Here is a 25,302-nt window from a genome sequence, read left to right as displayed (position 1 = left end):
AAAAGAGTAATCAAGTTGGCTTACAGAAGAGCCAACTTGATTATAGCCAGAATTCTAGAAGGCTGTATCAGCCATCAGAAATTTTATTTTGCGTTTTTCGCTGTAACATTAAGTTCAATGTCAACATTTTGTGCGATCATCCAATCTTGAGGGTTACCTTCGGTACCATAAGTAAGTCCCCAATCTTGTCTTTGGATCGTAAATTTAGAGTAGAAAGTAACTTCTTCGCCATTGAAAGTAATTTTGGCAGGAAATGTTACGTTTACTGTTTTGTCTTTGATTGTCAAGTTACCACTGACAGTGTTTGTGGCATCAGCAACAACGCTTTTTCCTTGAGCAGCATCAAATGGAGCAACTTTGGTGATTTCAAATTTAGCTGTAGGGTATTTCGCTGTATCAAAGAAGTCCGCACTTTTCAAGTGTGCATCCAAATCTGTTGATTTTTTACCGCCTGCAGTAGTAGGATCTACAGAAGCGCTGTCTGTTACAATTGAATTGACGTCAATGGTGAAAGATCCACCAGTGATAGCATTGTTTTCAGCTGAAAGTGTACCATCACTTTTTAAGACACCATATCTTGGATTCAAACCACCTTTGTGGTAACCTGTCCATTTTAATGTACTTTTGTCAGCCTCTACAGTATAAGTCTGTCCTTTTTGTTCAGTCACTTCTTGCGCTGATGTTGTTTTGGCTTTGTCTCCAGTTGCATTTTGACATGAAGCGAATAACAAAATAAGGGCTAAACCCGAGATTAATTGTTTTTTCATTTTTTAATCGTTTTATTTTTTAATAAGATGTTTGTATTGTTCTGTATCGTCGGCATCAATCATGCCATTTTAATTTATGAATACAAAGGTAGATGATAGATAGTTTATTTTTGGTATTAGTTTCCTTAAAGAAACTACTTTCCAAAAAGATAGTGCGCTGTGACGCTGTAATTCAGTATTTTTGTAATCAATAGAAGGAGATCAAGTAAAATGAAAAAGGAAGCACTATCAAGTTCCTCCACCGGCTGTAAAACGCGGATATTGGCGATAAATGACAGCATGGAGATTTTGGCAGGTAAATGGAAATTCCACATTATTGGGACATTAATGCTGTTTGAAAAGCTACGTTTTATGGAATTGTTGCGGGAAGTTGATGGGATCGGGGCAAAGATGCTGTCCAAAGAACTGCAAGATCTGGAAATGAACCATCTTATCAGAAGAACCGTCTTGAATACCAAGCCGCTTACTGTGGAGTATGAACTTACTGATTGTGGTAAAACATTAGGTCCCATTATTGATGAAATAGCTAAATGGGGTATCACTTACAGAAGCACACTTTATCAAAAAGACGGGACTAACTCAGCTGCTATATAGGAGGTTTTATATCCGCAATAGGTTTTCAATCGAGTGAAATGATTATTGTGAGCTTATCTCCGAAATCAGATCAGATTTGTGTTAAAGTTCTAAGCGGTAGTACAATGAGTAACCAGTTGTGCCGTCCAGCCAATGTACGAGTTCCCGGTGACTATATTCGAAACCTGCGCGTAGGATCGCTTTTTTTGAAATCGTATTGATTTCCCGATGACTGATGATGAGCCGTTTGATCTGCTGTGTATTGACCCAGGTCATTCTAATTTTGTACAAGAGGCTTGAAAGCCCTTGTCCACGATGTTCAGGGCGAATAAAAGATTGCCCAAAATATGCTTCAGTATCGTTTAATAATAACATACTGGTCATCCCGATCAGGTCGTCTTTTTTGAAAAGTCCAAAGACAATCCGGGGATATTTTATACGCTCTTGCCAGTCCAAATCGGAGAGATCGCTTTCTGCTGGATTGCTCCATCGAAATAAGGTGGGCTCCGTTTGAATTGCTTCTAGACGAATTGATTTATAATATTCAAATTCGCTTTCCAATAACTGACGAATAGAATAGGGGTCAGACTCAAGTGTTAAAGGCTGAATAGACATGTATTAATTTCTAAATTTTCGAAAAGCTAGTTATTTGTCAACACATTAATGATGTTTTTTCGATATTCCTGATCTTTTTCCCTTAATTCAAGAATTCTATTTTTGAGGTCGATATTCACATACCATTCTGCATAACTATCCTTTTCGTTTGTATCGTCAAAGAAAATTTTGGTTTTTATATACTCTTCGTCAAAATACTCCGGCTGGCCGCTAAGTACAAATGCTGTGGAACCTATAGTGTCAAGCATCTTGAAAGAACTGGCTTCAGTTTTAAACAAGGTACTTAAAGCCCTAGTGAAATTATCACTCAATTCCCCTATGGAATAAAAGTTGACCCCTTCTCGATAAAATCTTTTCTTGTCTACTTCTGTGTTGACGATACCTAATTTCATATCGCGTCGAAATGAAACTTCTATACCGACTGTTTCTTTGCCCCAAAGACCCTTTGCCTGGATAATATGATTTAGGTTTTCATCCTCCCAGTTTTTGGTTATCGTTAGTTGCAAATCAACAAAGTCCTGGTCCTCACTGACATCAATCTGCTTTAAATTATGTTGTCCTTTTAAGAAATTTAAAAAGCTCATATAGTCTTGTTAATATATTTTTGAGCTGATCTTAACAAATTATCTTGGTTGTATCTGGTTCAACCAGATGGCTTTTTATTCGTCATTATCACAACTCTGGCTAAGTAAAATAAAGATAGCAAAAGTTTTGATTGTGCAACAATACAACGATAGATAATACCAAAGATTTTGATGTAGATCCGAAGCTGAATCTTTTTCAGTTTCTATAGAAAGGAGAATAGGAGTAAGATGATAGAATGGAAGGTATGATTTAGGCTGTCCCTTTTTATAGGAGGAACAGCCATGACGTCTAATTTTTTCGGAATAGATTTTCGTCGGGTATGTCGATAACTTTGGAACCGTTAACACGATATTGAAGTTTCAAGGTAAAACCACCGCCCGCTTCTATAAAATCGATGCTAATCGGATGATATCCTTTTTCTAAAGCAATCTGTCCACTTTTCATAATTGGAGCATGTTGTCCGTCGTTGTCTACGACCACTTGATCATGTATACGTAAAACTCCACCGTCATCGCAAGTGAAATAGAAATTATAGATCCCCTTTTCTTTCACGTATAAATAGCCCTTAATTTTCGCACCAAAAGAAGGCATTTTAATCGTATCGCTCAAATGGATATTCTTGATAATCTCTTGGCGTACCGCTTTGCCTGTTATTGCTCCTGTGTTTGCAAATGTTCCGTTAAATAGGGTTGCGGTCAATCCTGCAGGCATATTCTTTACATCTTCGGTAACACCATTTTTCCAGGTGTCTTTCTTGAAATTTACTTGGTACAACTCGCTTTTCGCTCCCGAAGAGGATATCGTTGCGAAACGTATGGCACCTTCGTTTTTGACAATAAGTGAATCGCTTAATACTGGGCTTTTCTGAGTTGGTAGACTACCATCAATGGTATAATGTATCGCATTTTCCGGGAGTTCATTTTCAATTTTCAGCGTGGATCGTCCATCAACGATGACCTGGTTATCGGCAAAGCCATTTAAATCTGGCATACGGTAACGTAGCCCCATTTTGTTCCAGAGCCCAAAATGAGCGATTAATCTATTTCTATAGCTTTCATATAGCGATTTGTTGGTCCAGACCCGCTCTGCCAATGCGCTCAATCTTGGCAGAATCATAAATTCTAACCGAGCTGTCGATGGGATCATTTCTGTCCATATATTTGCCTGCGCGCCCTGAACTAAATTTGATTTGTTGCCTGGGATATCGGATGGTATGACAGACATGTTATACACGGCATCCAAGCTGCTACTATTGGGTAAGTAGTCAAAATACAAAGGGTTTGTAGGTGTCATGATAAGACGGTGACCACGATTGACTGCTTCACGAGGTGCATTTTTTACCCATCCCCGCCAATACATAACTGTCATCGATGTATCCGAACCACCATCAAGTATTTCATCCCAGCCGATGCTGCGTTTGTTTTTCGAACGTATGAAGTTATTAACGCGTTTTACAAAATAACTTTGTAGGTCATGTAGATTGGCTATGTCTTTCTCCTTCATAAACGCTGTGGCCATAGCTGAATTTGACCAGGAATCTTTTTCCACTTCGTCAGCACCAATATGAATATAAGTGGACGGAAAAAGCTCGATGACCTCACTAAGTACATTTTCTATGAATGTATAACTACTTTCTTTCCATGGACTGATTGGTACTGAGAACTGTTTTCCCCAGCCTGCAGTTTCACTGTCCAGGACTAGCTCGGGATAGGCTTTGGTCGCGATCATCATGTGTCCGGGCATATCTATCTCAGGTATAATCTCGATATGTCTGCTCGATGCATAGGTGACGATATCTCTGATATCCTGTTGTGTGTAAAATCCACCATACTCTTCTCGTCCATTATTGATACGTTTGTGCTCGCTGGGTAGATTGAAATCGGGGTTATCTTTTGCTTTGGCCAAACATGCTGAATCTTGGTTATTATACGTTCTCCAAGCACCTTGTGAAGTAAGTTTTGGGTATTTTTTTATCTCGATGCGCCAACCTTGATCATCTGTGAGATGCAAGTGAAGCTTGTTGAATTTATAGGACGACAAAAGATCGATAAACTTGTATAAATAATCTTTTGAGAAGAAGTGCCGTGCTACATCTAATTCCACACCGCGCCACTGAAACGCCGGCTGATCCTTAATTGACAGATAGGGCAAACGAATACTGCCATTGGGTTTTGCTAAAAGATACAGCTGTTGTATTGTTTGTAGCCCGTAAAATAGCCCTTGATCCGAAGATGCAGAAATCTGTATTCCTTTTTTATCAATCGTTAACTCGTAACCTTCCTTGGAAAGACCATTTTTTTTTTATCAATCGTAGTGTTGCATCAGCATGTGTCACCTTCTTTTTAGGAATCTTCCCGAATAACGATTGACGTACCCATTGGTCTAGAGAGTTTGAGGAGATGTCGGAATCAATCGTATAGGAGAGTTCTCCCTTGGCTATTTGAAAGAAACCCGTAGATGATTCCAGTTGTTCGGGAAAAGGGATCAGCTGGGGGATATGATTTTTTTCTTGCGCATAACTTGTACCGGGCCAATAGAAAGCAGACAATAGCAGGAGCAGTGAAATAGCTTTATACATAAAGTTTTTTTGTTATTTCTTAATAATTATGTGTTTAGGAGCTTGCCAAATAGAATTTGTCGGTTTAGCATGAAAAACTCGGAACCAATATAGAAATATTTTATGTAAACCGAGGTAATAAAAAATGTATGCTAGTGGCACTGTTATCTAGTAGCACAGCTGTAGAGCCTATACACATACCGATTTGTTTTTTGATTAGAAAAATCGTTAGGACAAGGTTGAGGGAAGGCTTGTGTTGATTTTATTTCGGGATGATTGAAATTAGTTTCCAGCTATCTTTTTAAATAAACCGGGATAGTTTAGGACCAGTCCGTTCTCATCCACCTGGATACGAGCTGTAAAATCACTGACGATATTTTCATACAGATATTCGTGTAAATCTGTCCTTGTATAACGTTGCCGGACAGGTGTGATGTCGTTGTTAATTAGGTCGATATAGATGATATCTATTTCTTGTGAATCACCAATTTTAAGCTGTAGATTGTTTATTGGTAGCGTGTTTGTAAAGGGAGTTAAAGAGATATCAATATATTGAAAACCCTTAAAGTCTGGATTGTCGAAATGATTGATTTCCCAGTTGGTAGTTGTTTTTTTTCCGGTTAGGGTGTTTTGGGTCATATTGACCTCGGAATCAATAAGAAATTTCTCGACCTCCCACTGTTTGTTTATCATCAGTTGATAGGCGACCGAATAAATTTTCTTTTGATAGGAACCTATAATTTTTGATACTACAACATAATGGTCATTATTTTCCTGTATATTGAAATACTCCAGGGAATGGAAAGCGACTCCCTGCCATAATACTGTTTTCATCTGATCGTTATATTAAGTAATTATTTAACGGGCAATAGATGTTGTCGTTGTTCTTGTTCGACCTCGTTCTTGACTCGTTGGTTGATATTGATTTTTGCATGGATGAAGGTGAAAATCACAGTTCCATATTCTCTTGCATACTCGTTGGTAATGGAATCTGAGCGTATAGATTGTACAAAATAGGGAGCGGTTTCATTCATTTCAGATTGGTTTTCCCATGAATTCTTTATACGAATCAAGTTGCGGAACTCATGGCTGAAATCAAACCAGTTGATGTAGTCTGCATTGAAGGTGACTGCACGGATTCCTCGTTTGGAATAATAATTTATCGCGCCCGCCTGACCATAGTTATCACAAAGGACGAGTGTATTTTGTGGATTGGGAATTTTGCCATAAATGTCATCTACTTTTTGGGCGAGCTCCCGCCAGCCTAGCATATCCGCAAAATCTTGTGGAAGTTGATGGTCCTTACCATCTTCCCAGGTCAACATTCCAATTTTGCGGTATTTTTCGGGATGGTTCGCAATATATTGTGGGCTCTTGTTGGGGAATGTCAGCAAATAAACAGGAATAAAGAAAACCAGAGGTAGAGCAATTAAAAGAGGTTTTAGAATTCTTTCAGCCTTGTTCTCCAAAAGTGTTGAAATATAGACTGCACCAAAAGCAAAATAAATGGGATAGATACCGATTGCGTAATAATCTTTAGCTTTTAAAAATAGAAAAACACCAATTGTGATAAAAAAAGACAACAAGAATAACCGATATTTTCGAAATGCAGGATAACATAGTAAAGCATATAATCCAAATCCGATAACAGGAAAAGTTCCGAAAAAAAATAGAAATTGAGATCGGATAAAGCTCCATCTGTTGACATTGATGAGCTGGGTTTCCGCAAGTTCTTTGAAATGATATAAAACAGGGAAATTATTCATGTATTGCCAGATTAAATTAGGTAGAATGATTAAAAAAGCAATTAGAATACTATAATAAAATTTGCTATTGAATAGTACTTTACGTTCTGGAACAGCTATAATAGCCGGTATGAGCCCTACAATTAGAAAGGCGATATTATATTTGTTTAAAAATCCCAAAGCAAAGGCGACAGCAATAAAGTATAGCCATTTATGATGTCCGCTGTTGAGATACCTTATGATAAAATAATAAATCAATGTCCATGACAGCACATCAAAAGAATTGGGTTGATACAGGGTATTTAGACGAAATAAGACCGAAAAAATAACACAACTTGTACCAAATATCAAGGCAAAAAGACCTCCTTTGAGTTCTTCAATGGTTTTCCAGACGACAAGAATGGTTAGCGCTCCGAACAGTGCAGGGAAGAATTTGATCCAGAACACGGAGTTTCCTAAAATCTTGATGAGGTAGGAAAGCCAAGAGGTCAACGGCGGAACGGACAAATATCCCCAAGCCAAGTGATTGGCCTGATCTAAATGTAAGAACTCATCCCGATGTAAATCATATATCGGACTTATCAATTGATATTGAATGATAAATTTCAGCAGGATAAGGCCTACTAGAATAAGATGTTTTTTCATGTAAGAACGGATTTGTCCGTAAGCTTCAGTTCTATTTTCTTTCTATCGTTGATATCTGATTGTCAGCTTTCATTTTGGCCACTTCTGCACGGGCTAAAGTAATCTTTTCTGAGTAATTATCGCTGCGTTGTTCCTTCAATTTGCGAAGACCTTTCGTTCCCTCTGCCTCGTAGTCGTTGACGTCGAAAGTAATGGAATCCGTCGTGACATTGGCAACGCGGTATAAGGTGTACATGGACTTCCCATTTTCTTTCCGTTTGATTTCATATACATCACCAGTGGCCGGACTTTCCAGGTATTTTTTTGTTTTAATGGATCCGGATATTCCCGCTGCGGCCGCAGATCCAAAGAAAAGACCGATGAGTATTAATCCAGAAAAATATCCAACAGGCGTCTTCGGCATACCACTTGAACGGATTGTTGCAAGGGTTTGTGGATCAATCTCACGTTGGTAATTTACTTTTTTGCAATGATCACATACACTAATAATCTCCGTACTGTATGGAAAAATGGGGATCCAGAAGATGTGGAAGTATTTTACCTGTTTGTAGGCATATAAGGATCCGGCTGTGTTGCAATAATTGCAAGTTCCAACAGCTGCATTGGAGCTGTTTTGTAGTAACTTTGTTCTTGTTCCGAAAATAATCATATTCAAGGTTTAAATATACTGTTCCTATATTTTGGCTTATGGGATTTTTAGCCCATTTTGCATACCATTTAATTGGTTTGTGGATATTTTTTTCAAAAATTATGCCATTATATTGACTCTTAGCGTGGTTGATAAATGCAGGAAGTTATTCGGAATATGAGCTTGTCCCAACTCAAAGTAGATCTTACTATGCTAATAGACAATTAATGGCTAGTAATTAATACATAAAAACTCTAGATTACTATTCGGATTTCTTATGTTTTTTAAGTTCGCGTCTTTTTTTAAATATTAACGTTTTCACGTCAAAAAACCGCGTTTCCAGCAAGTGAGTCCGAGTATTTGGCCTATTTTCGGTAACTGTTCGAGGGCCATTCCGGCCTGAATCGAGCTTTAAACATACCTGAGAGCAGATGTTAGGGTAGTCTGACCATCATGTGAATGTGGTTTTAGCGAGTATAACACGGACTCACCACGGACTCACTACGGAAATATCATGGATTCATCCTGACACCGTCCCGACTGAGGTCCGTCGCAGGTTGGGATAGGGTGCATAGCGAAATTATATAAAAACGTTCCTAGATCATAAACGAAGGTCGATCGCGGACTGTTTTTATGCAATCTTGTTCAAAAAACAATAGTTATTTGGACCATACTAAAAATTCTGTGAATCGGCAGAAGGCCCGTAACTCGACGGTAAGGGGATATTATTCAACCTATAGTAAACACCTAATTGTGCCCTGTGATGTGTGATCTGATTTAATGAATGACGGATTGCTTCATATTTTGTCCAGCTAGCGAGTTTTTGACCAGCACTTTTGATGGTCCAAACAGGATTTAAATCATCTTCGGTAGCATTTTCTAAGGCTATTTTTCCTGCTTCATAATCTTGATCTAGTTTCTGGAGTAAGTCTTCCCGCGTTGATAGAATAGTGGGCTTGTAGCCACCATCGGCAAAATCCAGTTCAGACGTTTTCAAAATTGTACTTGGCCATTCAAATACCTCTACGAGATGGGTCGCAAGGGGCATGATTTTCATGCTTTTTTCATGTGGGGCATAGTCATTTTTGCCTTCTGGAAAAAGTTCGATAAAATTTTTCGTGATCTGATACTCATTTTCAAGTTCAGATTTTAGTTGTTGAAGTGTGTTCATCTTGTTTTGGAATATATTAGTTTAATATTTTTATACAATGCCCTTGTTTTTATACCCATCCTTTTGAACAAATGATAGGTCGTTCTGTTTTTTTGTATCCTACGTCAAAGATAAGTTTGGATATTGACAGCTCTGTGTCAGTATGGATTTGAATATGACGATTTATAATAAAAAAACCGCTTGAAGCGGGGAACTTCAAGCGGTCTAACCTAACCAATTATTAACCTAAATTATGAGTTTTATATTATGCGATTTCTGTGCCAAAGATGATTTTTGACAGGTACTGCAACGTAACAAATCTGTTGTTTCTGATTTTAAATAAATAATAACAGATTTTGGGTGGTATAGCCAGTGTGATATAGTTGTTATTTTCATTTTTTAGAACACAAAAAAAATAAGGCGAGAATATTGAAAAACGTGCTCTATAAATGTAAATCGTATTGTTTTTTATATTGTTTTCAATAAAATTTATTGTTTTATCAACCTGTTGTTGTGTTTTATATTGTTTATAGCGAATATTGTTGTAGCGTTTTTTGTCTTTCTATATCGTCATATTTACATATAGAAGAAAATGGATATGAAGGTAGGAGAATGGACATCGTGTAATAAACCAAAATAAATATAAAAAAATGAAAAAATTAGTATTGTTAATGACTGCAGTTATTTTTATGATAACTGGCGCTTTTGCTCAGATTCACAAACCGGTAAAATGGACTGTAGCTAGCAAAAAGCTGAACAGCAAAGAGGCAGTCGTCTATGTAAAAGCTACCATTCAAAATGGCTGGCATATTTATTCGCAAAATGTAAAGGATGGCGGACCTATTCCGACTTCTTTCACATTTGCTAATGCGACTGATTATGTATTGGCCGGAAAAACTGCTGAGCCAAAACCGAAAGTAAAACACGAGGAGGTTTTTAAAATGGATGTAGGATATTTTACAAATGAGGTGATCTTCCAACAAAAGGTGACTTTGAAAAAAGGAACAGCAACTGTGAAAGGTAGTGTGGAATGGCAAGCGTGTGATGCATCACAATGTCTTCCTCCAGATGAATATGCTTTTGCAGTAACGATCAAATAACAAAATCTTATTTTGGATCGTATGAAAAATCCCATTTATAGCGCTATAAATGGGATTTTTTTATAATTATTAATTTTTTTCAATATAGCACAAAATAAGTTGCCACAATAATGCGTTAATAATGCAAATACTTTTCATAAAATAGGTTAATATATGGCTAAGACCCTAGAGTTCCCCGCTCTAGGGCTTTTTTATGACCTGCTTTATACCTTCTATTTGAGATTATGATAATTTCCGTAAGCAATGCAGTCTACGGTTTGATGTTAGTCTAATTTTTATGGAGCCCATTTGGAATTTTTATTGACTTGGTTGGGAAAGAAAACAGTATCCATGAAATAGATAGTGAGACAATATAATGTTTCTTGAAAGCGTCTTCGTCACATAAATGTTACTAAAATTAACACTGCGCATACTATTGTTTTTTTTCAAACGTTAATTATTTGATAATGCTTAACGTTTTAATGTAAATGTTTTCATTAAAATATTTTTTATTAATCCTTATTGATAGTTAATAGGTGATATAAACTTAAAGTCTTCATATGAAAATTAGTGCTAACCAGTGTAACCTTAAAGGATCATATTATGTTCTATCCGTATTTTTTTTGTGCAGCATTTTAATTTTTCCTGACATTGTAGTCGCTCAGCAAAAGACGGTCACTGGTAACGTGATTGATGCGACCACAAAGTCGCCTTTACTTGGAGTTACCGTAAAGCTTAGCGACACAAAAAACGTGACAGTGAGTACGGATAAAAGGGGGGGCTTTGTATTGGACTATGTAGCAATAGGGCAATCCATTACTTTTTCATTTGTGGGCTATTCGAGTCAGACCATAAAAGTAGATTCACGTGCAAGCTATACGATCGCACTAGTTGCTGTTTCCAATCTGATGGAAGAGACTGTTGTGGTAGGATATGGGCGTCAGAAAAAGCGAAACCTCACGGGATCTATTGTTTCCGTAGGTGCTTCAGAAATTGCCAAGACAACCTTGCAGGATCCCATTTCAATTTTACAGGGACGTGCAGCGGGCGTACAGGTTTCGTCCAATTCTGGAGCGCCCGGTGGTGAGATGAGCATACGCGTTCGGGGGAGCTCCTCATTGAACTCGGGGAATAATCCCCTTTTCGTTGTGGATGGTATTCCATTGGAATCCAATTCCATTTCTTCTTTAAATGGTACTGAAAATTCCGGGCTGAATCCGATGACGGATATCAATCCGAACGATATCGCTTCGATTGAGATTCTTAAAGATGCTGCGTCTACCGCGATTTATGGTTCTAGAGCTGCCAATGGAGTCGTGATGATTACAACGAAACGAGGTGCTGAAGGTAGGCCTGAAGTGATATTAAATGCAACAGCGGGAGTGAGCGCTTTGACCCGCAAACTAAGTGTTTTGAACGCAAGACAATATCGAGAGGCAGTTTTGGATTCCTATCGGGGTATGGCCAAGCCCGAGGAGCCATTCTATACTATTATAGATTCGCTCAACCCCATGAACAGTGGTGACGTGGACTGGCAGGATGAGCTGATGCGTTCAGCAAAGCAATATAAGTTGGACCTTTCTGTACGGGGAGGGAATCAAGGAACAAAATATGCCTGGAGTTCATCTTATTTGGACCAGGATGGTGTGATCTTGAATTCCAATTACAAGCGATTTACCTCCCGATTGAATGTCGACTTTACGATTTCCGATCGGATCAGGATAGGTCAGAGTATTTCCTATACAAATGCAGTGAATAACCGGACAAATGCCGCGGGCTCAGGGAATCTGAGTATTATCCGGAGTCTATTGATACGGCCACCTATTATGTCGATGTATCTACCTAATGGATCACTGAATGGTTATATGATCGGACAGCGGAATCCCGTTGGGATGGCTTTGTTTGCAACCAATCTGAACAAGAGCAATCGTATCGTTGGAAGCCAATACCTGGAAATTGATCTTTATAAAGATCTTAAATTCCGAAGTAATGTAAACCTTGATTATATTTCAATGAAAGAAGATGAATTTATGCCATCCATATTGGATTACCGCGAGGGGTATAATAAAGGTGCTGTGCGGTCTTCTGGAAACCTTACCTGGGGCAATGAGAGTTATTTTACCTATGCAAAAAGTGTAGCTAATGCACACAATATTGGGGCGGTATTGGGAATAAGTTTTCAGAAATGGCGTTATGACCGGACAGGTCTCGATGGAGAATATTTTCCAAGTGATGATATCCGTACATTGAATGGTGCATCTGTTATTTCAAACCAAGGTGTAAATATCGCTTCCGAACATGCCATGCTTTCTTATTTCGGTCGGGTAACCTATGACTATCTCGGAAAATATTTATTGGAATTCAACCTTCGTACGGACGGCTCTTCCCGTTTTGGCCGTAACCGACGGTTTGGATTTTTTCCCTCTGCGTCAGCGGGCTGGCGTTTTGTCGAAGAAAAAGGGATCAAGAATTTGGGTTGGCTTAGCGATGGTAAGCTTCGTTTTAGCCTTGGAAGTACCGGAAATGAGGCCATCGGTGATTATGCCGCGAGAGGAGAATTTACTTTGGGAACGAATTATCTGGATTTTTCGGGAGCGGCACCAACGGTGATGCCCAACGCGAGCCTCACTTGGGAAACAACGCGTCAATATAACCTTGGGCTAGAACTTGGCTTTTTAAAAAACAGAATCCTGTTTTCTACGGATGCTTACTTGAAGAAAACGAAAGATCTGCTTTATAATGTGCCCATGCCCGGGACTACGGGATTTGAATTTATTACACAAAATATAGGATCTATTGAGAATCGAGGATTAGAGTTTAGCCTACAGACCCGTAATCTGGAGGGAGCTTTTAGTTGGAACACCAATATTAACGTTAGTTTAAATAGAAATAAAGTTACATCGTTGCCTAAGAATCTACTGACGGGCGGTCATATTCAAAATGGGGCTTTCCATATTCTACAGGAAGGCCTGCCTATCGGTGTATTTTATGGATGGCGTTATCTTGGTGTGTATGCGCGAGATGAAGACAATACAAGCGGGTTGACAAATGGTGCGAATGGACCTGTATTTGCCGGTGGAGATCCCATTTGGAAGGATGTGAACAATGATAATATTATCGATCAAAATGACCGCGAGATTATCGGTTATGCTGAACCGAAGTATTTCGGCGGGATCTCCAATGATTTCAGCTATAAGAATTTTCATTTGAATGTGTTTTTTCAGTATTCGGTGGGTAATCAGATTTATAGTGAGTTGAACCATCAGCGCAATTCAATTGTTCGTTATAATAATCTATCTACTGATGCCCTTAACCGGTGGCGGGAACAGGGAGATCAAACAGATTTTCCCCGATTGATTCGGGATGATCCAAAACAGTCTGATAGTCGGGTGCAAAGTAGGTGGGTGGAAGATGGTTCTTATCTGAAGTTAAAAAATATCAATTTGAGGTATTCTTTTGACCCCGCTTGGAGCAAACGTATCGGTTTGCGTAAGCTCGATGCTTTTGTTACGGCTACAAATCTGATTACCTGGACAAAGTATACCGGTTTTGATCCCGATGTTAATTCCTATTCTGGTCTTCGTGTAGGACTGGATGAGGGGTCTTATCCACAGAGCCGCACATTTATGTTTGGTTTAATCCTTGGTCTTTAATAAATTGTGATGAAAAAATTGTTAAAATATACATTTTATTCTCTTCTATTTTTATCCGTTAGCAGTTGTTCGAACTCGTTGTTGGATAAGGAGCCTATTAGCAATGTTTCTGGACAGGGTTACTATAAAAAGCCCAGTGATGCCCAGGCCGGTGTCAATGGCATCTATAATGGCTTGCAATCTCTTTTCCGTCAGAACTTTGCTTACTGGGGCGAGGGGCGGGCTGATAATATTGTGACCCGCCATGCCGGTGATCCTGCCGCGCTGCAACAGAACACGCTGACTCCAGTTATTAATTCGGCGCGTTGGGATAATTTTTATACAGTTATATCCCGTGCGAACTATGCGATCAAATATATTCCACAGGCATTTGGAACGGAAGATAGTGAACTGAAAAGGCAATTACTTGGGCAGGCCCATGCATTAAGAGCATTAGCTTATTTTTACTTGGTTCGGATATGGGGGCAAGTACCTTTGGTTACGGAGCCCTATGAGGGATTGGATCAGGATTTGTTTGTCAAGAAGAACACTGAGGCGGAGGTATTGGCTAAGGCGGAAGCAGATTTAACTTTTGCGACGGAGAATTGTGCTTCAAATTATTCAGGTGCCGGAAATCGTGTGCTAATTACCAAAGGGGCGGCTTATGCTTTTCTGACACAGCTCTATATGTGGCAAAAAAAGTATGCACAAGCAATAGAAATGGCTGAAAAAGTAATCGCGGACCCGCAATATGCCTTGGTGCCAATTGAGGATTGGAATAACATCTTTGTAAAAGGAAGCAGTACCGAAAGTATTTTTGAGGTAGGATACAATGAAGTGCAACCCAATAACCTACGTGTATGGTATGCCAATGGATCGGATAGTGATTATGTACCCAGTGTGGGTTTTATCGCGTCAATCGAACCTGACGATCTTCGCAAAGCTCGTATTTACGATGTGTCTCAAGTTCAGCCCCGTAAGATATGGAAGTTTTTTGGGCAAGGATTTAATGACGAAAGTCCAGAACCGTCCGCTGGTAATATTGTATTAACGCGATTGGCTGATATCCTCCTACTAAAGGCTGAAGCACATGCCAATTTAAATCAGCCTGTTGAAGCATTGGACCTGCTGAACCGTATCCGTATTCGTGCGGGACTGCCAGTTTTGGATCAAAATAAGGCGCAAAGCGAATTCGGAAGCTTAGTTGGCAGTATTTTGCATGAACGATCTGTAGAACTTTGTTTTGAGGGACACCGATGGTTTGATCTCCTGCGAAATGAAACTGCTATTTCGACAATGAAACCGATCAATGGTCTCTCCGATAAACGAAATTTGCTGTGGCCAATACATGAAGGTGAACTTCTTAAAAATCCAAATTTGCAACAAAATGAATTTTATAGATAATCTTATGAAGAAGATAAAATATATCGTTATTTTTTTTCTATGTGGTTTTGCTACACTGTCATTGTTTTCTAGTTGCGAAATACAGGAAAGCTTTGAATATGACTACGCAGAAGACAATAGTAAACTGAATATGTCAGCATGGACATATATTCAGGGGAAGGATTCATTATCCTTACTGAAACAAGCCATTTTGCAATGTAAGGATGAAGCATTGTATGAACGTAAGGAAAAAGCGACCTTTATTCTGCCCACCAATCAAGCTTTTACAGCATATCTAAAAGAAAATAAATACGACAATATGGCCGCTATTCCAGTACCAATATTAAAGGATATTTTGCGTTACCATATTGTAAAGGCGGTAGTGAATTTTAGCGATCCTGCCTTGGCTCCGAGTAACAAGCCAATTGCTTATACGACTGAAAAAGGTCAAATCATGTACTTGTCCCATACCAGTACCTATGTGGGGCTGATCAATGAAGGGACCAACAACCAATGGCAAATCCGCACATCTAATTTAGTTCCGAATAATGGTGTTATCCATGTCGTTGATCACATCGTATTTTTATCCGAGAAGACGAAATAGGTATATTGATGGTCCGTTTTCTTCACAATGTCTTGTGTATAAAGTATAAGAAAAAAATGGAAATACGAACAGTTTATAAAGTTATAAGGCGCTATAGAATAATGGATACAATTGAAAAATGATAACTCAATAAACATTATCTTCAGTTTATTGTTTTGTCTTATAACAAACTAAACAATAAGCCAGTAAATTATGGTCGATTATACGCTGAACCGAAGAAACTTCATTCTGGGTGCAAGTGCTTTTGTTACTTTATCCGCTATAGAAGCAAAAGGATTATCCTTTGAACGTCTATCTAAAAATATCAAGGTCGGACTGATCGGGGCAGGTTGGTATGGAAAAAGTGATCTCTTTAGGCTGATGCAGGTTTGTGACGTCGATGTGGTTGCGATTTGCGATGTTGATAGCCGTCATTTGCAGGAGGCAGGGCGATTGGTCGGAGAACGACAACGCTCGGGGCAGATTCCAAAGCTCTACAAAGATTACCGGAAAATGCTTGCCGATAATCAATTCGATCTTATTCTGATCGGTACGCCTGATCATTGGCATGCGCGGCAGGCGATAGATGCGATACGTTCGGGAGCACATATCTATTTGCAAAAACCCGTTAGTGTTGATGTATTAGAGGGCGAAGCAATACTCCGATATGCACGAAAATATAATAAAAAAGTGCAGGTAGGGACACAACGACGGAGTACAGCACATCTGATTGATGCAAAAAAGCAGATTATAGACCAAGGTTTACTCGGTAAGATATCGCACGTGGAAATGTGCTGTTACTATCATATGAGAAGGAACGGTAATCCGGCACTGGAGCAAGTTCCGGACTTTCTCGATTATGAACTATGGACTGGTCCTGCTCCCCTACGTCCTTACGACGGTTTACCTCATGGCGGTTGGTGGCGAACTTTTATGGAATATGGAAATGGTATCACAGGTGATATGGGGATGCATATGTTTGATACTGTTCGTTGGCTATTACAACTCAAATGGCCAAATAAAATTAGCGCAACTGGAGGGATCTATGTGCAACAGGAGGGAAAGTCGACTATCGCCGATACACAGACAGCAGTATTTGAATATGATGAGCTTAATTGTATATGGCAACACCGCACTTGGGGCAATCCCGTGGATCCCGAATATCCTTGGGCGTTTATTATCTATGGAGATAAAGGAACACTAAAAGGAAGTGTGATGAAATATGAGTTTATTCCAGTTGGTAAAGGTTCCCCCATAAAAAAAGATGTGGTTTATGAAAAAGATAAATTTCCAGCTGATCTGGAAGAACCTAGAATTGAATTGCATACAGCTCCTGCCACACGGCAACATCTATTGGATCTACTGTCTGCAATAGAACATGATCGATTGCCTGTAGCTGACATCGAAGAGGGCTATATATCCACAGCCTGTTGTATACTTGCCAATATTTCTATGCAATTAAATAGACCATTGAAATATGATCCATTGAAAAAAATATGCATCGATGATCCCGAAGCAACCCAATTATTAAAAAGACCTTATCGAATGCCCTGGCAACATCCTTATCTGTCCTAGTGCAAATTATGGCCATGGCTTAATTTACAGTGTCTGACTTTTTTTATTTTTTTTACCAACTAGAAATTTATGCATAATGATTTTGGACCGTACTTTCTCAACCGTTGTTGTCTGGAGTAAAATAATTTTGATTTTTGCCTTCTTTTCGGGCTCGGTTTATGGACAACAGGAAGTACGAAAAATATACATTCATACTGATCGGGAGGCTTACTTCCCTGGCGATTCTGTGTGGTTTAAAAGCTATGTTGTGCAGCATGGCTATCTGGATTCTTCTGCCATCAATCTCCATCTAAATCTTGCGGATCAACAGGGTAATATTGTGAGATCTATGTTTAGCTTACAACGTGGAGGTATGAGTGATGGTGTATTTTTACTTCCGCTGGATTGGAAGCAGACCAGTATCTATATTAATGCTTACGTGGGCACAGATAAAGGAATGATTGAACGATACTATTTCAAGGAAATTCCGATTATTCAAATAAATAACCAGAATAAAAATGATTTAGACAGTGGAGCTATAACGGTGGATTGCCCCCTGATTGTACGCCCTGAAGGCAATCGTTTCCTGCAAAATAAAGATAATAGGCTTTATTTGCAGACGATAGAGGCTGGTGAAAAACCACTACTTGTCAAAGGGACTATTTTAAAAAGTGATGGTGATTTACTGTCGGTTTTTGAGTTAGATAGTTCCGGTTATGGTGTTGTCAATGTTCCCCCTTTCGTTGGGAATTGTCGCCTTGAATGGGAGGTGAATGGTAGGCGTAAACCTGACATCCTTTTAAAGACCGAACTTGGACGAAAAATATATAGTAGGGATATAGGTGACACTATAGCTGTTTATTTAGAAAGTAATCTTCCTGCTGAAAGGGTAAAGATCATATTGGCTTCGAATGACAGGTTGGTCATGATAGATACGATCACAATTGGACCTGATCGGCGGACTGTTATTTATTTAAACCGAAATGATCTAGATTATGGTGTGCTGCGGCTTGAGCTGCGCGATCAACAGGATAGCATACGCTCTCAATCCGCTCATTTTGTGGGCGGATTGAGAGATATTCAAATTGTGCCTAGTATCAAATGGTTGCAGATAACGCGAAAGGACAGAGGAAAGAATAGTTTTAGACTGAGTTTGCCTTCAGGTGAAGAGGGAAACTTATCTATCTCGATCACAGCTTTGGAAGTACCCAATGATTGCGTCCCAGATATTACTGAGGATATTTACTTTAGGCCCTATTTCTTGCATAAGGGACCTGTCCATTCAACACATTTATTCCGGAATGATAAATTGCAGTACGGTCTGATAGCCACCAGCGCTTGGAATTCTCCATCCAATTTGAATTTTAATAAGGTACGGTCGACAAATGACTCCGTTTATTACCTACAAGGGCAGATCTTAATGGAAGAAAATAAATGGGTGCATTTCCACAAGAAGCTTGTTGATCAGATAGCAAAAAATAATGGGAAAGGAAAACCTAGTGGAATGTCTTTTGGATACAAATTTCCGGAAGATAAGGTTATGCGTTATAAAACAGTTATACCTGATCTCTCAGGATACTTTATCGTGGATAATTTGATTATCCGGGGGACGATAACAACTAAGCTGTCTGCTATTGAAAAAAAGATGATGTTTGATAAATTTCTGGTTAAGTACAATTTTGGACCGAGAAAAGTAGATTCTACCTTTTTTATTCCCCCTTTACAACAAAAGTTTTTAATACCTCAGGCATGGAACGAAAGTAATTGGGCCTATACACCATTGAGCTATCGTGATAAAAACGGGTGGATCCGATTAAAGGAAGTCAAGGTAGATCGAAGTGTGCAGCAGAGGCGTATTGATTACCTTGAGGGTAGATATGCAGGAGAAAAATTTAAAGGACTTGCTGATGCCGTACTTGATCCCCATAACGACCGTTTCGTCAAGGCTCTGCCGTTAAATTTTGGAGAATATGCTCGTTTAAATTATACTAAAATTGCAGATTCAACCAGATGGGATCGTGTATTTGTTAATAACTATGAAATAAGAACAAATAGAAGGAAGCTGGAAGATTTATTCAACACATCCATGGATCGGATTCCGTATGTCAAGTACTTTGAGAAATTCAAAGTAGACGGTTCCGTTACTTCTGTATTGTATGTTTATCAAATGGATCCAAGTGAAGGGGACTCATATATAGGCAGAGCCTTGGACGAGCAGGAAGTTGAAGGTTATATGCGAGAAGAACATTTTAAATTGGTAACCTATAATGATGATTTAGCAAATGAACAATTTGATGCACGCCCCACCTTGTATTGGAATCCGGAGGTCAAATTGGATGGGAGAAGTAGCGGAATGGAGATCTCGTTTTTTAATAATAGTAACCCAGAAGGGTTTTGGATTACTATTCAAGGCATAACCAAAAGCGGAAAGACCATATTCTTTAGAGATATCATAATAGCGTCGAAGAGATAAATGCTAATAAAAAAATGTATCCCCCGTGTGTCTGTGGTTGGCTAAAATTATTACTGAAATAGGCAAGTTATCATTTTGGGCATGTGGTTGACAATTTTGCATCGGGTAACTTTCTATGATAATTCAATATCTTTGCAAAACTATATCATTGGCTAAAATTGATAATGACTACGCTATTGATTTGAGTTAATTATAAAATGTTATAAATAAAAATGTCGGTACAGAAGGCGACAAGGCCGGGAGATTTTTATAGAAAATTGATTTAACAAATAAAGAGATTGCATTACTGAAAAATAGTGAGACAAGATCACAGTAATCTTTTGCATAGACCAATGCGGATAACTATAACTATATTCAACATAATCTAGCCTACGCTAATGGACTAGTTTTAGTTTTATTGCTGATCGTGAGCTATCTTTCCGATTTTGGTCTCAATAGTGATATAGATTCATTCCATCTCATTCATAAACTGCCTGTTAAGTGGAGAATAGCCTGCACACTGAAATATATTCGTTGGGAAAGCGATAAATCAAATATTGGTGATAGTCCTTCGAAAATTTATTCTCCCACCATTTAATTTTTAATAGCCAATTTATCTTTTGGCATTTTTACGATATTTAACTAAATATTGGAACTATGCAATTGAAATTTAATAAACTACTTGTGCTGTTATTGACATTATGCGTTAATCTTGTCTGTGCACAACAAAGCGAACAACATATTGATGGGGTATATAAATCTTCGGGTGCTGCTTTTGTTATAAACAAAAACAAGACATTTTTGATAATAGCCTACGGAACATTAATAAAAGGTAACTGGAAGATCGAAAATGATCTTATTTATCTACAGCCTAAAAATCCTGCCGCTCAATTTTATGTCTATGCGCGGAAAAATCCGACCATCAAAAGTGGAATGCGTGTTTGTTTCATGGGGGACCGTTTGAGCAGTGCGATTTTGGTCGGAACGTTCCCGGATAAGATGCAGCCACTTTTTAATGAGGATGCGAATTGTAAGGACTTTCCTAGTGTTCATCTGTTTAATGAAAAGATGGATACGATTACCTTATTGGAGCGAGAAAACCAGGACAATGATCGTGGTATTGAGATTCCTAAATTGATGTATCATTTTGCCAGTGGCGATTTTAATGATTTTATTGTGCAGCATATGCAAAGTAGCTTGTATCACAATGACTTTGTTCTCAAAATAGGCAAAGAAGGATTATATGCAGTCAGTGATAAGTCGGATGAGCCTATTCGCAAATCTACTAAAGAGGAAGAATTTTCTATGCTCGAAGAACTGAAATTTTTAGACCAATCTTTTGATAGAGCCTTTGATGCGGATTTCAAGTTGGTAAATAATGGATACAATACCCATGATGATATGGATCAGGAAATTGAGTTGGCAGCTTACAGATATGATGCCGGCAAAAATCTATATCTCAATCGGGCAATACCTGCAAAAGAACTGGACTATAAAAGCACAGACTACCATTACGATGGTATATTAATGAAGTTTGACCAGATTAAGGGAAAGTCAGAACCCCAGACAACGGTAAAGATATTGCCCAATCCTATATTCATTGCGAATTGTGATAACTAATCTAATTGGGAACATTTTTTCTTAAAATTTATAGATGATGGCAAGAAATCGTTTTATAGTTTCTCTCATTTTGGCATTATGCATACTGGGCTGTCAAGATAAAAAGACTGAAAATTCCAGGTCCAAACAGCTCGAAAATAAGATTGAATTAAATAATGATAAGCCCACTCGAAATACAGTAGACCGGACGGTTCCAGACACGATAGTGTTATCCCACATACATAAACCGAGTACGGTACACTGTGATTTGGACGGAGACAATTTGACGGATACAGTGCAGATTGTCCAAAATACAAAAAATGAGAAATATGGCTTAAGATTTATTTTTGGGAACAAAAAGATTGAATACTTAGGGATGGGCACTGATATCTTGGGTCAGGGCTTTGATGATATAAGTTGGGTGGGTGTTTTTGAAAAGGCGCCCAAAGGGGAAATCTATTGGAACAATGTAAATGATGATGGTGAAATAATCACAGATGAAGAAGTAAATGAAACAGATAAAATCAAATTGGTAAACGATGGTATTTTCATTCACCAGGCTGAATCTTGTGGTGGAGGTGTTATCTATTTAAACAAGGGGAAATTTGCCTGGATACAGCAGGAATAACGAATGTGCTATATCCTATTTATTTACATCTCAATACAGTTTTTGTTGCACCGCTCGATTTTGTAGATACACGCTCTGCCGGTTCTGAAAGAATATAATCGATTGAAATAACATTTACTTTCGCATTTTGTTTCGGTCCAATTTCCTTATTTTCCTCTCCCTTCGCTGGTGTATTATCTCCGTAATAGTAGTATTCAAATGTTAAATTCCGATCCGATTTATTCAAGATATAGGTCGCTCTTCCATAGTTAATTTTAAAGCCATCTTTCGTTGTTGGGAACAGCACAACCTCTTTTGTGTAATTACTGCAGTCTGTAATTGTCAGGATCGTTGGTGTAAACCAATTGATCGGAATAGTTAGCAGAAGCAATAACAATACCGCATCATTTTTACTTTCCTCTTTTTTGATAAATCGGGTATATAGGGGTTTGATAACTATTAAAAGACAAAATATCCCAATAATAATTAAATAAGTATTTAATGATACGATCATAGGTTTTAGATTATTTTACGACTAAAAATGACTTTGTTATTTTTCAAGTTTTATTAAGTATTTGATTAATTATGTCCGGTCAAATGATATCGAATTTCGTGCCAGTTTTGAGCTTTTTACCTTCGATATTTCTAGGCGACAGGTTCATTGGCTCAGCTACTTGCATGATACTGCTCCTGAAGTGAAACAGTTTATTGTCGGAGAAAAGTAGCTCACTCATTTAGTAATGTAAGTACTGATTTGACACTTCCTTTTTAAAAAAGAGAAATGCATTGGCTGTATCGTAATATTTTACATGTTTTTGCGTGTTTTATACATCTCTGATTTAATTTATATTATTTCTTTTGTTTAAAGATCAATTGTCAGGCGACTGTCAGGTGGCCTAACGAAATTTTGCTGCTATTTTCAACTCGTCAAGTACCTAGAAAAGCAAAAGCACATGTGCAGAAAGTATGAATTATTTTCTCCGCACATCGTAATGCAATTGAAAAACCATGGATTATTGAACTTCGATAGAAATAGAATTATGAGTCTAGAGGACAACGCGATATTGCTCGTACAATTGGCTGAGGGAAATCAAAAGGCATTCGAAACGCTCTATTATGGCTATAGGGCACAGATCTTCGGCCGTATTTTAAAGCAGGTAAGATCAGTGGAGTTTGCACAGGATATCACTCAGGACGTATTTGTAAAGGTCTGGCAGAATAGAGCGCAGATTGATGTTTCAAAAAATTTTAAATCCTATCTCTATACAATTGCACAAAGTACAGTCTACGATTATTTTCGAAAAATTGCTTCGGATCAAGTTAAGAGTGAACAGCTGATGATTCTATCGAAGGGAAAATGCGCAAATGATATTGAAGCGGAGGTCTCTTATAAAGAAATGGAGAAATATCTCAATGATATCTTGGATATTATTCCCGAACGATGTCGGGAAGTATATGTACTCTGTAAGCTCGAAGGTAGAAGCTATGATGAGGTGTCCAAACTTTTGAATATTTCTACAGCCACAATCAATAATCATATTGTTAAAGCTACGGGTATTATTAAATCGCATTGGAATTGGAACTACTGTTGTTTCATTATGGTGCTATTTGCGGAATACCATCCTGTATTTCTCAACTAGGATTTGGATCAGTACTTTTTTCTTATAATATTATTTGTGGAATATTAACCTCGATTTTCCATTTAAGAATCGAAATCACTGTTGTTTCCTTATATATTATTAGCGGAACTCCAGCTTGTATTTCTCAGCTACATCAGCACAATCCTGCTACAAATCATTACACATTAAAATCAGTAAATATCCATTGGGTATCTCTGCGTTTGCAAGTCGTAGAACATATTTGCAGGTATTTTAATTTTTTTTGATTTGGCATAGTTGATATTTTTTTTGCTTACGTATATAGAGTTAAAGTAAGACCAATTATACTGTGGAACAAACCAAATTAATAAACTTATATAGAAAATATCTTGCTAAACAGTGCACAGATGAAGAAATCCATTTGTTGATGCATTACATGCGACAAAAGGAGTATGCAAAACTTTTCAAGGAACTGATTTTAGAAGATTTGCAGCTAGAAGAAGAAATTGAGTTAGATGATCAGGCCAAAATAGCTATTGAGCAGCTTGATGAATATTTTGACCGCGAGTATTTTTATCAGAACCGAAAAAAGAACAACAGAAAACTATTCGCATGGATTTCAATTGCCGCTGCAGCTTCAATAATCTGTGCAATTTCGGTATTATGGTACACAGGTGGGGGCGAAGAATCGGGTGGTATAGGAATAGCGGATAACAGTAGTACTTTGATAACAAGTAATGGAAAAGAGATAAAACTGGATGGTACCTCCAACGTTGAATTATTGCGGGAAAATGGAACTGTGATTCTACAGGATAGTCTGGGGGATATTCACGTTAAAGTACTGGATAGTTTGCCTAATCTTAAGCCTCAGATCATTTATCAAACACTCCGGACAGCCAAAGGCCGACAATCACGTATTTATCTTACCGATGGTAGTGCTGTGGTTTTAAATTCTGATTCCCAACTTAAATTTCCACTTTTTTATGCAGAGGATCAACGGGAGGTCGAACTTCAGGGCGAAGGATTTTTTGACGTGGAAACCAATAAGCAGAAGCCTTTTATCGTTAAAACACACGATCAACGGATTAAGGTATACGGAACTAAGTTTAATGTCAACAATTATGAAAATGAACAAACGACTAAAACCACGTTGTTTCATGGTAAAGTGTCTGTCCAGAATCTGATCGGATCATCGCCTCAGAAGGAGTATATCCTTAAACCGGGTGAACAGATTGTCCTCGATAAAAAATCCAAAGCTTTGAAACAAGATAAGACTGAAAACGAGGAGCAGGTATTGGGCTGGAAGAATGGTGTATTTGTTTATGAGAATGCAACATTAAAGGAAATTATGAAGGATTTTGCCAGATGGTACAATATTGATGTGGACCTTGAAACCCTTCCTGCACTTACATTTAGCGGAACTATACCAAGAAATTATGAGCTGGACAAAGCACTGAGTGTTATTGCGCGGACAGCAAATATTAAGATTAACCGAACAGGAACTACACTAAAATTTGAAAAATAAATGGGGAAAAAAACTTAATCAAAAA

General features: G+C 38.2%; 21 protein-coding genes and 1 pseudogene. 11 read left to right on the top strand and 11 right to left on the bottom strand.

The features are described 5' to 3' along the window. Positions 1–83: 83 nt before the first annotated feature. Positions 84–767, bottom strand: coding sequence for a YceI family protein (locus tag ABFX33_RS07410; RefSeq protein ID WP_120258966.1), 684 nt, complete (start codon positions 765–767; stop codon positions 84–86). A 210-nt stretch (positions 768–977) separates the two neighbouring features. On the opposite strand from ABFX33_RS07410, the gene ABFX33_RS07405 reads away from it, so the two are divergent. Beyond that, positions 978–1,361, top strand: coding sequence for a winged helix-turn-helix transcriptional regulator (locus ABFX33_RS07405; RefSeq protein WP_257088091.1), 384 nt, complete (start codon positions 978–980; stop codon positions 1,359–1,361). A gap of 81 nt (positions 1,362–1,442) precedes the next feature. Here ABFX33_RS07405 and ABFX33_RS07400 read toward each other — a convergent pair whose 3' ends face one another. The 9 genes and pseudogenes from ABFX33_RS07400 to ABFX33_RS07360 all read right to left on the bottom strand — a co-directional run bounded on the left by ABFX33_RS07400 (position 1,443) and on the right by ABFX33_RS07360 (position 9,286). Next, positions 1,443–1,955 (bottom strand): GNAT family N-acetyltransferase, encoded by a 513-nt coding sequence (locus tag ABFX33_RS07400; RefSeq protein WP_346085245.1) that lies wholly within the window; start codon positions 1,953–1,955, stop codon positions 1,443–1,445. 26 nt (positions 1,956–1,981) lie between these two features. Beyond that, on the bottom strand, positions 1,982–2,539 hold the full coding sequence (locus ABFX33_RS07395) for a hypothetical protein (RefSeq protein WP_346085243.1): 558 nt from the start codon (positions 2,537–2,539) through the stop codon (positions 1,982–1,984). Positions 2,540–2,828: 289 nt separating this feature from the next. Further along, entirely contained in the window at positions 2,829–4,643 is a 1,815-nt protein-coding gene (locus ABFX33_RS07390) for a family 20 glycosylhydrolase (protein WP_346085242.1), read from the bottom strand. Between the two features lie 81 nt (positions 4,644–4,724). Continuing rightward, positions 4,725–4,781 (bottom strand): annotated as a pseudogene (locus tag ABFX33_RS07385) (hypothetical protein); the annotation flags it as partial. A 16-nt stretch (positions 4,782–4,797) separates the two neighbouring features. Next, positions 4,798–5,118, bottom strand: coding sequence for a hypothetical protein (locus ABFX33_RS07380; protein ID WP_346085241.1), 321 nt, complete (start codon positions 5,116–5,118; stop codon positions 4,798–4,800). A 261-nt stretch (positions 5,119–5,379) separates the two neighbouring features. Next, a complete protein-coding gene (locus ABFX33_RS07375) occupies positions 5,380–5,931 on the bottom strand; it encodes a putative glycolipid-binding domain-containing protein (RefSeq protein ID WP_346085239.1) in 552 nt (183 codons plus the stop codon). 20 nt (positions 5,932–5,951) lie between these two features. Continuing rightward, positions 5,952–7,487 (bottom strand): glycosyltransferase family 39 protein, encoded by a 1,536-nt coding sequence (locus ABFX33_RS07370; protein ID WP_346085237.1) that lies wholly within the window; start codon positions 7,485–7,487, stop codon positions 5,952–5,954. A gap of 31 nt (positions 7,488–7,518) precedes the next feature. Next, positions 7,519–8,136, bottom strand: coding sequence for a zinc ribbon domain-containing protein (locus ABFX33_RS07365; RefSeq protein WP_257097453.1), 618 nt, complete (start codon positions 8,134–8,136; stop codon positions 7,519–7,521). A 652-nt stretch (positions 8,137–8,788) separates the two neighbouring features. Further along, a complete protein-coding gene (locus tag ABFX33_RS07360; protein ID WP_223583587.1) occupies positions 8,789–9,286 on the bottom strand; it encodes a DinB family protein in 498 nt (165 codons plus the stop codon). Between the two features lie 629 nt (positions 9,287–9,915). Between ABFX33_RS07360 and ABFX33_RS07355 the strand changes: the two genes are divergently transcribed. The 8 genes from ABFX33_RS07355 to ABFX33_RS07320 all read left to right on the top strand — a co-directional run bounded on the left by ABFX33_RS07355 (position 9,916) and on the right by ABFX33_RS07320 (position 22,175). Further along, positions 9,916–10,365 (top strand): protein-disulfide reductase DsbD N-terminal domain-containing protein, encoded by a 450-nt coding sequence (locus ABFX33_RS07355; RefSeq protein ID WP_223583588.1) that lies wholly within the window; start codon positions 9,916–9,918, stop codon positions 10,363–10,365. Positions 10,366–10,904: 539 nt separating this feature from the next. Continuing rightward, complete coding sequence (locus ABFX33_RS07350) at positions 10,905–13,997, top strand: SusC/RagA family TonB-linked outer membrane protein (RefSeq protein ID WP_346085235.1); 3,093 nt, start codon at positions 10,905–10,907, stop codon at positions 13,995–13,997. Positions 13,998–14,006: 9 nt separating this feature from the next. Continuing rightward, positions 14,007–15,380 carry a RagB/SusD family nutrient uptake outer membrane protein gene (locus tag ABFX33_RS07345; protein WP_346085233.1) on the top strand — a complete coding sequence of 458 codons (1,374 nt, stop codon included), beginning with the start codon at positions 14,007–14,009 and terminating at the stop codon, positions 15,378–15,380. Between the two features lie 4 nt (positions 15,381–15,384). Continuing rightward, positions 15,385–15,963 carry a fasciclin domain-containing protein gene (locus ABFX33_RS07340; protein WP_346085231.1) on the top strand — a complete coding sequence of 193 codons (579 nt, stop codon included), beginning with the start codon at positions 15,385–15,387 and terminating at the stop codon, positions 15,961–15,963. A 192-nt stretch (positions 15,964–16,155) separates the two neighbouring features. Then, positions 16,156–17,517: a Gfo/Idh/MocA family protein gene (locus tag ABFX33_RS07335; protein WP_346085230.1), complete on the top strand. Its 1,362-nt coding sequence runs from the start codon at positions 16,156–16,158 to the stop codon at positions 17,515–17,517. A 76-nt stretch (positions 17,518–17,593) separates the two neighbouring features. Further along, on the top strand, positions 17,594–19,969 hold the full coding sequence (locus tag ABFX33_RS07330; RefSeq protein ID WP_346085229.1) for a hypothetical protein: 2,376 nt from the start codon (positions 17,594–17,596) through the stop codon (positions 19,967–19,969). Between the two features lie 636 nt (positions 19,970–20,605). Beyond that, on the top strand, positions 20,606–21,568 hold the full coding sequence (locus ABFX33_RS07325; RefSeq protein ID WP_346085227.1) for a hypothetical protein: 963 nt from the start codon (positions 20,606–20,608) through the stop codon (positions 21,566–21,568). Positions 21,569–21,602: 34 nt separating this feature from the next. Further along, a complete protein-coding gene (locus ABFX33_RS07320; protein ID WP_346085225.1) occupies positions 21,603–22,175 on the top strand; it encodes a hypothetical protein in 573 nt (190 codons plus the stop codon). Between the two features lie 19 nt (positions 22,176–22,194). Here ABFX33_RS07320 and ABFX33_RS07315 read toward each other — a convergent pair whose 3' ends face one another. Continuing rightward, positions 22,195–22,668: a hypothetical protein gene (locus tag ABFX33_RS07315; protein WP_346085223.1), complete on the bottom strand. Its 474-nt coding sequence runs from the start codon at positions 22,666–22,668 to the stop codon at positions 22,195–22,197. A gap of 439 nt (positions 22,669–23,107) precedes the next feature. Here ABFX33_RS07315 and ABFX33_RS07310 point away from each other — a divergent pair, with 439 nt between their 5' ends. Together ABFX33_RS07310 and ABFX33_RS07305 are read left to right on the top strand one after the other, a co-directional pair. Next, positions 23,108–23,794 (top strand): RNA polymerase sigma factor, encoded by a 687-nt coding sequence (locus ABFX33_RS07310; protein WP_346085221.1) that lies wholly within the window; start codon positions 23,108–23,110, stop codon positions 23,792–23,794. Between the two features lie 385 nt (positions 23,795–24,179). Continuing rightward, on the top strand, positions 24,180–25,277 hold the full coding sequence (locus ABFX33_RS07305; protein WP_346085220.1) for a FecR family protein: 1,098 nt from the start codon (positions 24,180–24,182) through the stop codon (positions 25,275–25,277). The last annotated feature ends 25 nt before the right edge of the window (positions 25,278–25,302 follow it).

The organism is Sphingobacterium ginsenosidimutans (assembly GCF_039536865.1).
Lineage (GTDB): Bacteria > Bacteroidota > Bacteroidia > Sphingobacteriales > Sphingobacteriaceae > Sphingobacterium > Sphingobacterium detergens.
This window is presented reverse-complemented; position numbering and strand designations above follow the sequence as displayed.